This window comes from Mesorhizobium sp. M0761 (assembly GCF_040320205.1).
Taxonomy (GTDB): Bacteria; Pseudomonadota; Alphaproteobacteria; order Rhizobiales; family Rhizobiaceae; genus Mesorhizobium.
Window position 1 is genome coordinate 53504 of sequence record NZ_JAMYPF010000028.1, and the last position, 9851, is coordinate 63354.

A 9851-nucleotide genomic window follows, 5' to 3' on the forward strand; every position below is an offset into this window, starting at 1 on the left:
GAGTTCGTCTTTTCGGGGCGGATCATGCGCCGATGGCGGCGGCCTTCGCCAGCAATTTTTCGGCCTGCGCCAGGTGCAGCCGCTCGACCATCCTGCCGTTCAAAGCAATCACGCCCTTGCCGGCATTTTCCGGCAAGGCGAAGGCATCCTTCACCGCGCGCGCCTGGGCCAAGGCTTCGGGCGCGGGCGCAAAGGCTCGGTTGGCGGTTTCGATCTGGGCGGGGTGGATCAGCGTCTTGCCATCGAACCCCATGGCAGCGGCTTCCGTGCATTCGCGCGCAAACGCGTCGAGGTCGCGAAAATCGTTGGAGACGCCGTCGAGCATGTCGATGCCGCCGGCCCGCGCTGCCAGCACCATCTGCATCAGCCAAGGCACGAGGTAGCGCCGATCGGGCGTCGCCAGAATGCCGGTTTCCTTGACCAGATCGTTCGTTCCGGCCACGAAACAAGCTAGGCGGGAGGCCGGGTCGCGGCCGAGTTCGGCAATGGCGCCGATGTTGAGCATGGCCTTGGGCGTCTCGATCATCGCCCAGAGCTTGACGCTGTCCGGGGCAAAATTGTCGTCGAGCACGTCGCCGACTTCGAGGATATCGCGCGGCGTGGCGACCTTGGACAACAGGATGCCGTCGGGCTCGAATTTTGCCGCGGCGAGCAGGTCTTCAGTGCCCCATTCGCTGGACAGCGCGTTGACGCGCACGATCATCTCGCAGCGGCGTTTCGGTCGGCTGGCGAAAATGCCAGCCAGTTTGTCCCGCGCGGCGATCTTGTCTGAGGGCGCGACGGCGTCTTCGAGGTCGATGATCACGGCATCGCAGGCCAGCGTCGCGATCTTGGCCAGCGCCTTGTCGTTGGAGGCGGGGACGTAAAGCACCGAGCGGCGCAGGCGGTAAGGTTCGCTTGTCATGGCCGATCTATGCCGCGTGGGGGCGGGTGAGGCAAGCGTCCGACCGGTACCTGATGACGAGCCAACTGCGAAAGCTTGCGCTGCCCCGCCCGTCCCGCAGCAGTTGCGGAAGGGGGCCTTTCCTCTCCCCCGTCGATCGGGGGAGAGGTGGGGGGGGGAGGCCGCCCGGGCGTGGGGGGGCGCGGGGGGGGGGGGGCTGGGGTGCGGCCGGGGGCCGCGGGGGGGGGGGCGCCCCCAGCGACCCTTGGGCGCAACGCGAGCAATGCGCTCAGTGCCCTTCCGATGTCCGTTCGCGGCGATTGCCAGGTGATTCCCCCACTCCGTCTCGGCTTCGCCGAGCCACCTCTCCCCCTCCGGAGGGAGAGGAAAAAGGAGCCTGGCTGGAAGCGCAGGTCCTGCACGAAAACTGCACATCCCTGCGGAAAACCTCCTCCGCTGCGCCCCGCCGTTTCCATGCGAGCCCGCGACAACAGCGGCATGCAACAGCGAAACGCTCACCTTTGGTCCTTGCCCTATCGCCTGCGCAGCGAAAGCTGGTGGTTGGTGGATCCGCCCCGGACGGAGGCCCGCCCTTACCTGGAAGCGAGCCTGCTCCCTTTATCCGCCCACCGGCCGAGCGGACCCAGCCCATCAGGAAAATCCGCGCATGACATCGTTTGCAAGCTTTTCCAGCCGCTTCGGCATCGCCGTCCTGCTCGTGGCGCTGGCGGATTTTTTCTTTTACGGCCAGCCCGCCGGGATCACGGTGCTGCTGTTTGCCATCCTGATCGCCGGCGCGGTGGTCGCTGTGCATCCTGCCGCACTGAATTCCACCCGACCCTGGCTCAAGCCGGCCGCTTTGTTCGTCGCGCTGCTGCCGCTGGCCGAGAACGTCAGCCCGCTGTCGGTGGCGATAGCTGTCGTGGCGCTGGTGGTGTTTGCGCTGTCCCTGTCCGGGCGGCTGCGGCACGGCATCGCCCGCATTGCCGGCCAGGTCGCGCTGTTCCTGCTGGCGGCGCCGCTGCGCCTTATCCGTGACTTTTTCCAATGGCGCCGCACGGTGCGCCGGCTTGGCGGCCGCCGCATCCGCCTGGCGTCCATCATCGTCTGGGTGATGCCGGTGACGCTGGGCGCGGTGTTCCTGTTCTTGTTCGGCGCCGCCAATCCGGTCATCGAATACTGGCTGTCGCTGATCGACCTGATGAAGCTGCTCGATCTCATCCAACTGGCGCGGATCGTCTTCTGGCTGTTCGTGCTCGCCGGCGTCTGGGCTTTCCTGCGGCCTCGCCTGCCGCGTTTCCCGCGCCGCCTTCCACGCCGCCTTCCACCTTTGACGCCGCCTGCAGCCGTGGCCGCACCGGCCGCGACTAAACCAGCGACAACGATCGAGGCCGTCGTCTTCGGCAAGGCCGCGATCTTGCGCGCGCTGATCGTCTTCAATGCCCTGTTTGCGTTGCAGACCGGGCTCGACGCCGCCTATCTCTGGGGCGGGGTCGCCCTTCCCGACGGGTTGAGCTATGCCGCCTATGCCCATCGCGGCGCGTATCCGCTGATCGCCACCGCGCTGCTGGCCGCCGGCTTCGTGCTGGCGGCGCTGCGGCCGGGCAGCGAAACCTCAGGCGATCCGCTGATCCGCCGGCTGGTCTATGCCTGGGTGGCGCAGAACATCGTGCTGGTCATCTCGTCGATTCTCAGGCTCGATCTCTATATCGGCGTCTATGCACTGACCTACTGGCGCATCGCCGCCTTCGTCTGGATGGGGTTGGTGGCGTCAGGGCTTGTACTGATCATTGCCCGCATCGCGCTTGGAAAATCCAACGAATGGCTGCTCTCCGCCAATCTTGCGACGTTATCGGCGACGCTTTATGCCTGCTGCTTCATCAACTTCGCCGCAGCGATCGCCAACTTCAATGTCGACCATTCCCTTGAAATGACCGGCGACGGCACGCCTATCGATACCGAATATCTGCGCTCGCTTGGCGCTGCCGCCATGCCGGCGCTGGACCGCCTCTACATGCATCAATTCGGAAACCAAACCACCTGTCTGGCCGATCAAATGATGATCGACGACACTATCGCCGAGCAGAAGCAGTGGCGCGCCTGGAGCTTTCGCGGCTGGAGGCTCGTGCAGGTTCTCGACAAGAGAGGTCCGCTCGTGCTTCCTCCACCTACCCAGCCCTCGCAACCTTCAGTGCCGGACCGTTAGATCCATGCCGCATCAGATCCTGGTCGCCGACGACGATCCGCACATTCGCGAGATCATCTGCTTTGCGCTGGAGAGGGCCGGGATGAAGACGCAGGCCGTCGCTGACGGCGCAGCCGCCCTGCAGACGATCGAAGGCCGCGAGCCCGACCTCGTCGTGCTCGATATCGGCATGCCGGAGATGGACGGGCTGGAAGTCTGCCGGCGGCTGAGGCAGCGCTCCGATGTGCCGGTTCTGTTCCTGTCGGCGCGAGACGAGGAGATCGATCGCATCCTCGGGCTCGAAATGGGCGGCGACGACTATGTGACGAAACCGTTCAGCCCGCGCGAGCTGGTGGCGCGCGTCAACGTCATCCTGCGCCGCGCCCGCCCGGTGGCGCCGGACCCCGCCGATGACAAGAACTTTGCGCATGGCAAGCTCAGCCTGGTGCCGGCCAGCCATGGCGCCAGTTTCGACGGCAAGGCGCTGGCGCTGACGGCGATCGAATTCTCGATCCTGAAAGGATTTCTGGCGCGGCCGGCGCATGTGCTGGGGCGCGACCTGGTGGTCGCCAGCGCCTATGCCGCCAACATCCATGTCGCCGACCGTACCGTCGATAGCCACATCCGCAACATCCGCGCCAAGCTGGCGGCGGCAGGCTGTCTCGACGCCATCGAAACCGTGCATGGCGTTGGTTTCCGGCTCGGCCGATGCGGCGCCTGAGCGACGCCAAATGGATCGGCACCAAATGGCGGCCAAGGCTGGCCACGGTGGTTCTCGCCATCCTCATCATGGTGCTGGCGCTGCCGCTGGTCGGCCTGTTCTTCTTCCGGCTTTATGAAAACCAGCTGATCCGCCAGACCGAGGGCGAGTTGATCGCGCAAGGCGCCGTCATCGCCGCCATCTATGCACAGAATATCAGTGACGCCGCCATTGCCCCGGAGAAGCTAGGGGTCCCGATGCAGGCTGACAGCGGCGATGCCAGCCGCGGCGACGACTCGCCTTACCAGCCGATCGAGCCAAGCCTCGATCTCGCTTCCGACTACCTGCTGCCGACCCGACCCGCCGGCATCGCCGCGGCCATCGATCCAGCCTTCGCGGCGATCGGCGCCAGCCTGTCCGGCATTCTCGACACGACGCAAAAAACCACGCTGGCCGGCTTCCGGCTGCTCGATCCGCGCGGCGTTGTCATTGCAGGGCGCGACGAGGTCGGACTATCGCTGGCCAATGTCGAAGAGGTGCGCACCGCCCTTGCCGGCCACTACGCCAGCGTGTTGAGACAAAGAATTCCCGACCAGCCGCCACCGCCCCTCTATTCGGTCAGCCGCGGCACGAAAGTTCGCGTCTTTGTCGCCATGCCGATCGCGGTCGACGGCCATGTCGCCGGCGTGATCTACCTGTCTCGAACGCCGAACAACATCGTCAAGCATCTCTATGGCGAACGCGGCAAGGTGACGCTGGCGGCCATCGCCATGCTCTCTGGCACGCTGCTGATCGCGCTGGTGTTCCTGCGCACCGTGAGCCGGCCGATCTACGCGCTGATGGAGCGCACGAGGCGCATCGCCGCCGGCGACCGCGACGCGATCCGGCCGCTCGACCATCACGGCACGCGCGAAATGGCCGAGCTGTCCGCCGCCTTCCTCGACATGGCCGAAAAGCTGCAGGCGCGCTCCGACTCGATCCAGACCTTTGCCACCCATGTCTCGCACGAGCTCAAATCGCCGCTGACGGCGATCCAGGGCGCGGCCGAACTCTTGCGCGATTCCGGCGAGGCGATGGACCCGGCAGAGCGCAAGCGGTTTTCCGGCAACATCGTCAACGATGCCGGAAGGCTCAATCTGCTGGTACGGCGCCTGCTCGATCTGGCGCGCGCGGAAAACCTGGCGCCGAGCGGCGAAAGCACGTCGCTCGATGCGGCGCTGGCATTGCTGCCGGTGGACGGCAGGCTGGCTGTGACCATCGAGACGGGCGGCGAAACCGGTCTGCGCATCTCGGCCGAGAATGCGGCGATCGTGCTTGCCAACCTGATCGACAATTCCGCCAGGCACGGGGCGACCCAGGTTTTGCTGGCGGCTGCCAGCGCCGAAGGCAAGGTGACCATTGCGGTCAGCGACGACGGCGCCGGCATCTCGCCGAGCAACAGGGCACGCATTTTCGAGCCGTTCTTCACCACGCGGCGCGAGTCCGGCGGCACCGGCATGGGCCTCGGCATAGTGCTGGCCCTCCTGAAAGCGCATGATGGCACGATCGCGCTAGTTGACTCCGGGCGCGGCACGCGCTTCGAGATCATTGTGCCGGCGGCGTGAAGGATGCCGGCGGCCGGATCGGAGAACAAAGTGCGCTACGACACCGTCATCATCGGCGGAGCCATCGTCGGCTCCTCGGTCGCCTATTATCTGCGCGAGGAAGGCTTTTCCGGCTCCATCGCGCTGATCGAACGCGACCCGCAATTCGCGCATGCGGCAACGACGCTGTCCATGGCCTCGATCCGTCAGCAATTCTCGATTCCGGAAAATATCCGGCTGTCGCAGTTCACGCTAAACCTGTTCCGGCGACTGAAGGAGACCTTCGGCACCGATGCCGATATCGGTTTTCGCGAAGGCGGCTATCTCATCCTGGCCGGCGAGGCCGGGTTGCCGATCCTGAAAGCCAACCACGAGGCGCAGGTCGCCGAGGGCGCCGACATTCTGCTCGAGGATGCCGACCAGCTGGCAAAGCGCTTTGCCTGGCTGTCGACCGAAGGCATCAGCGCCGGCGCCTTCGGCCGTACCGGCGAGGGCTGGTTCGACGCTCATGCCATGTTGACGCTGTTTCGCAAGGCATTGCGTGACAGACAAATAGATTTCATCGCCGCCGATGTCACCGGCATTGAGAGGCAGGGCAACCGCGTCACCGGCGTGGACCTCGACAATGGAGAAAGACTGCAAGCCGGCATCGTCGTCAACGCCGCCGGGCCGAATGCCGGCAAGGTGGCCGGCATGGCGGGACTCGTCCTGCCCGTCGAGCCGCGCAAGCGCAACGTTTTCGTCTTCGAGGCGCGGGAAAAATACGTCGACATGCCGCTGCTGGTCGACCCATCCGGCATCTATGTCCGGCCTGAAGGCTCGGTCTATCTCACCGGCGGCGCCGAACCGGAGGAGGGCGATGGCCCCGCCGACCCCAGGGATTTCGACGTCGACTGGCCGCTGTTCGAAGAGGTGATCTGGCCCGTGCTGGCAACCCGTATCCCTGCCTTCGAGGCGATCAAGCCGACACGCGCCTGGGCCGGCCACTACGACTACAACACGCTCGACCAGAATGCGGTGATCGGCCCGCATCCCGAGGTCGGCAATTTCATCTTCGCCAACGGATTTTCAGGCCACGGCCTGCAGCAGGCGCCGGCCGTCGGCAAGGCGCTGGCGGAGTTGTTGGTGCATGGCGGGTATCGGACGGTGGATTGCTCGGCGTTTGGGTACGCCAGAGTGGCTGAGGGAAGGGCGTTCCGGGAATTGAATGTGATTTGAGGCGGCAAAAGCTCACTGTCGAGTTCCCGCCCACCCCCCTCTGCCCTGCCGGGCATCTCCCCCGCAAGGGGGGAGATTGGCAGCTTCGGCGAAGGCGCCATTCTTGCAACGTCGGCGATTGGCGAAAGCGGTCGCGGCATCTGATCTCCCCCTTGCGGGTCCCTTGCGGGGGAGATGGCCGGCAGGCCAGAGGGGGGTGCTGTCCCGCGAGCGTCTAAGCAACCATCGCATCGACAGCCATCGCGTTGCCCAGTGCATGCCCGGCGGCCGTGTTGTCGAAAATGCCCCAGACCTCGGCACCGGAAGCGGCCGCTGCTTCCACTTGCCGCGCAAACCGGTCGAGCGTTTCGGCATCGTAACCCGAATAGTAGATGCGCGGCGCGCCGTGCCAGCGGAAATAGGCAAGGCCGGGCGAGCCACCCGGCCCTGCTGCCTCCGGAACCGAAGCCGGGTCGGCGGCGACCCGTGCGACCTGGTGACCGGCGAGCAGTGCGTCCGCCTCGGCACCGAACCAGCTGGGATGGCGCGGCTCGCATGCCAGCCTTGCCCGGACACACTTGCTCAACATGTCGAAGAAACCGCCGGCGACCTCCGGCTCGAAGGGCAGGCTTGGCGGCAGCTGCGCCAGAAGCACGCTCAGCTTTTCGCCGAGACCTTCGACCTGCCCGAGAAAGTCCTCCGTCAGCCCCTCGCAATCGGCGAGGCGATGCTCATGGGTCATGCTCTTCGGTGCCTTGACCGCGAAGCGGAAGTGCTCCGGCACGGCGTGCGCCCAGCGCTCATAGGTCTCGCGGCGGTGCGGCTTGTAGAACGAGGTGTCGATCTCGACGAACGGAAAGCGTTTTCCGTAACGTTCGAGATGCGACCCGGGCTGCGGAAAGTCAGCCTTGTATCGAGACGGAATTCCCCAGCCGGCGGTGCCTATGAGAGATCGGCGATTTCCCATGCTGGGGATGTGGACCGGATGAAGCGCGGGTCAAGGGCGGCGCCGGCAGGCGTTGTTCCGCGGGGTCCTGAACACCGTTCCGCATTGCCCGAGAACCTTGCCCGCCTTGACTGCTCAACCCGGTCGGCAATTGCGCCCGATGCGGCGTCAGCCCTCGCGGCCGAACCAGAACGCGTCGGCCATGCGCTTCATGCCGATACGCTCGTAGAAGCCGACGGCGTCGGGCATCGAGATCAGGCTGATGGCGACCGAAGGCCCCAGCTGCCGGCTGGCCTCATCCATCAGGCCCTTGCCGATGCCGAGGCCTTGCGCAGATTGGGATACGGCGAGCTCTGAGACATAGCACACCCAGGAAAAGTCGGTGATGGCCCTGATAACGCCTATCAGCGGCCTGCCTTCGATGTCGAGCCGCGCCGTCAGCACCAGGTTCGCGCCCGAAAGCATCGCCTGCAGCCGGGCGTCGTCATCGACGGGGCGTGTTTCGCCGAGCGTGGATTCGACCAGCACGCGGCGGAATTCAGCGACGTCGAGCTCAGGCTCACTGGCATAGATAATATTCGATTGTGTGGTCATGGGCGCAAGGTGCACCAGCGGCGGCCGGTTTTAAAGACGTTTGCCGCCGATCTTTCGATCGGGCCGCGCACCAACAGTTGCCTTTTATTTGCCGGCGGCTTTGTGTAAACCGGGCGCAGCAAACCCTGACGCAACGAATTCGATCAAGAACGGGCAAAAGCCATGGAAAAATTCACCAAGCTCACCGGCGTCGCCGCACCGATGCCGATCGTCAATGTCGACACCGACATGATCATCCCCAAGGATTATCTCAAGACGATCAAGCGCACCGGGCTCGGCAGCGGCCTGTTCGCCGAAATGCGCTACAAGGACGATGGCTCGGAAAACCCCGACTTCGTGCTCAACAAGCCAGCCTACCGCAAGGCGCAGATCCTGGTCGCCGGCGACAATTTCGGCTGCGGTTCGAGCCGCGAACACGCGCCGTGGGCGCTGCTCGATTTCGGCATTCGCTGTGTCATCTCGACGTCGTTCGCCGACATTTTCTACAACAACTGCTTCAAGAACGGCATCCTGCCGATCACCGTCAGTCCGGAAGATCTGGAGAAGCTGATGGACGACGCCTCGCGCGGCTCCAATGCGACGGTTTCGGTCGACCTCGAGGCCAAGGAAATCCGCGGCCCCGACGGCGGCGTGGTCACCTTCGACCTCGACGACTTCAAGCGCCACTGCCTGCTGAACGGTCTCGACGATATCGGCCTGACCATGGAGAAGGCCGGCGCCATCGCCTCGTTCGAGAAGAAGAACGCTGCCGAGCGTCCTTGGGCCTGAGTGGTACGAGATGGCCCGGCCGCCACAAAGCCGGGTTCGTGGCGGCTGAACGGAGGGGACAGTCATGACACGTTTTCTTCTTGCCGGCGCCTGCGCGCTGGCGTGGATGCTGATGCCGGTGGCCGGCGCGCAAGCACAGACCGACACGGTCCTCGTGCCGGCAGAAGATCCGTCCACCGCCGACCCGGGCGCGTCGAGCAATGCGGCCATGGCTGGCGATGACAGCCAGGGGCCGGTCCCGTTCGAGGGCGGCCAGCTGACCATCACCCAGCCGGAGCAGGATGGCGAAAAGGTGCTGGCCTATGACGGCAAGCAGCTGGCCAGCAATTACGACGTCTTCTTCGACAAGGTGGTCAAGGTCGGCGGCGTCAACGTGGCGCTGGTCGATGTCGGCGACGGCGGCAACCAGTGCGGCCCGGCCAAGGTCATCGTCTGGAAGCCGGAAGGCGGCGAGATACAGAGCCTCACGGTCGAACAGGACGAATGCGGCGCGCCGCCGGCAGCGGTCGCCGACAACGCCATCTATTTCGTGCCCTATCTGTTGCCGGGCGATACGAAGCAGGCGCTGCAATGGTCGCCCACCGAAGGGCTGACGATCTCGGGCGACCTGACCTACGCGCCGGAGCCCGGCACCGACTGGAAGGACGTCGATCCGGCCAAGTACCAGAACATCATCGACGCCTTCCACAACGAAGCCGTCTACAAGGCGGCGAAGACGCTGCTCGGCGACACCATGCCCGACATGGCGACCAGCCTGCTGGTCGGCGGCGGCACCGAAAAGACGGCCTCCGGCGCCTTCTATGCCACCGGCTGCGTGCCGCACGCATGCGGCAGCAATGACGGTTTCATGGCGGTCGACCCGGCCAAGCACACGCTCTACTTCGCCCGCCGCGGCGACAATGGCGAGCCGCAGGCCTGGCCGCCGGTGGCGGACTGGCCGGCGGATGTGAAGGAAGCAATGGACAAGGCGCAGGAGTCGGGGAACTAGGGTTTGC

At 65.3% G+C, this 9851-nt stretch carries 9 protein-coding genes; 6 read left to right on the plus strand and 3 right to left on the minus strand.

The window, feature by feature from the left end; translation table 11 throughout:
- Nucleotides 1–22: 22 nt before the first annotated feature.
- On the minus strand, nt 23–904 hold the full coding sequence (locus tag NKI32_RS29515) for an HpcH/HpaI aldolase/citrate lyase family protein (RefSeq protein WP_353004856.1): 882 nt from the start codon (nt 902–904) through the stop codon (nt 23–25).
- A 646-nt stretch (nt 905–1550) separates the two neighbouring features.
- Between NKI32_RS29515 and NKI32_RS29520 the strand changes: the two genes are divergently transcribed.
- The 4 genes from NKI32_RS29520 to NKI32_RS29535 are packed head-to-tail and all read left to right on the plus strand — an operon-like array spanning nt 1551 to nt 6569.
- Nucleotides 1551–3089: a DUF4153 domain-containing protein gene (locus tag NKI32_RS29520; protein ID WP_353004858.1), complete on the plus strand. Its 1539-nt coding sequence runs from the start codon at nt 1551–1553 to the stop codon at nt 3087–3089.
- A gap of 4 nt (nt 3090–3093) precedes the next feature.
- On the plus strand, nt 3094–3789 hold the full coding sequence (locus NKI32_RS29525; protein WP_353004860.1) for a response regulator: 696 nt from the start codon (nt 3094–3096) through the stop codon (nt 3787–3789).
- Nucleotides 3777–5372, plus strand: coding sequence for a HAMP domain-containing sensor histidine kinase (locus NKI32_RS29530; RefSeq protein WP_353004862.1), 1596 nt, complete (start codon nt 3777–3779; stop codon nt 5370–5372). Before NKI32_RS29525 ends, NKI32_RS29530 begins: the two co-directional genes overlap by 13 nt.
- A 30-nt stretch (nt 5373–5402) precedes the next feature.
- Nucleotides 5403–6569 (plus strand): NAD(P)/FAD-dependent oxidoreductase, encoded by a 1167-nt coding sequence (locus tag NKI32_RS29535; RefSeq protein ID WP_353004865.1) that lies wholly within the window; start codon nt 5403–5405, stop codon nt 6567–6569.
- Nucleotides 6570–6783: 214 nt separating this feature from the next.
- Here the strand turns inward: NKI32_RS29535 and NKI32_RS29540 are convergent, their stop codons facing one another.
- Nucleotides 6784–7515 carry a DUF72 domain-containing protein gene (locus NKI32_RS29540; RefSeq protein ID WP_353004868.1) on the minus strand — a complete coding sequence of 244 codons (732 nt, stop codon included), beginning with the start codon at nt 7513–7515 and terminating at the stop codon, nt 6784–6786.
- 147 nt (nt 7516–7662) lie between these two features.
- Nucleotides 7663–8088, minus strand: coding sequence for a GNAT family N-acetyltransferase (locus tag NKI32_RS29545; protein WP_353004870.1), 426 nt, complete (start codon nt 8086–8088; stop codon nt 7663–7665).
- A 162-nt stretch (nt 8089–8250) separates the two neighbouring features.
- On the opposite strand from NKI32_RS29545, the gene leuD reads away from it, so the two are divergent.
- A complete protein-coding gene (leuD, locus tag NKI32_RS29550) occupies nt 8251–8856 on the plus strand; it encodes a 3-isopropylmalate dehydratase small subunit (RefSeq protein WP_023694556.1) in 606 nt (201 codons plus the stop codon).
- 64 nt (nt 8857–8920) lie between these two features.
- Complete coding sequence (locus NKI32_RS29555; protein WP_353004873.1) at nt 8921–9844, plus strand: Ivy family c-type lysozyme inhibitor; 924 nt, start codon at nt 8921–8923, stop codon at nt 9842–9844.
- Nucleotides 9845–9851 lie beyond the last annotated feature (7 nt).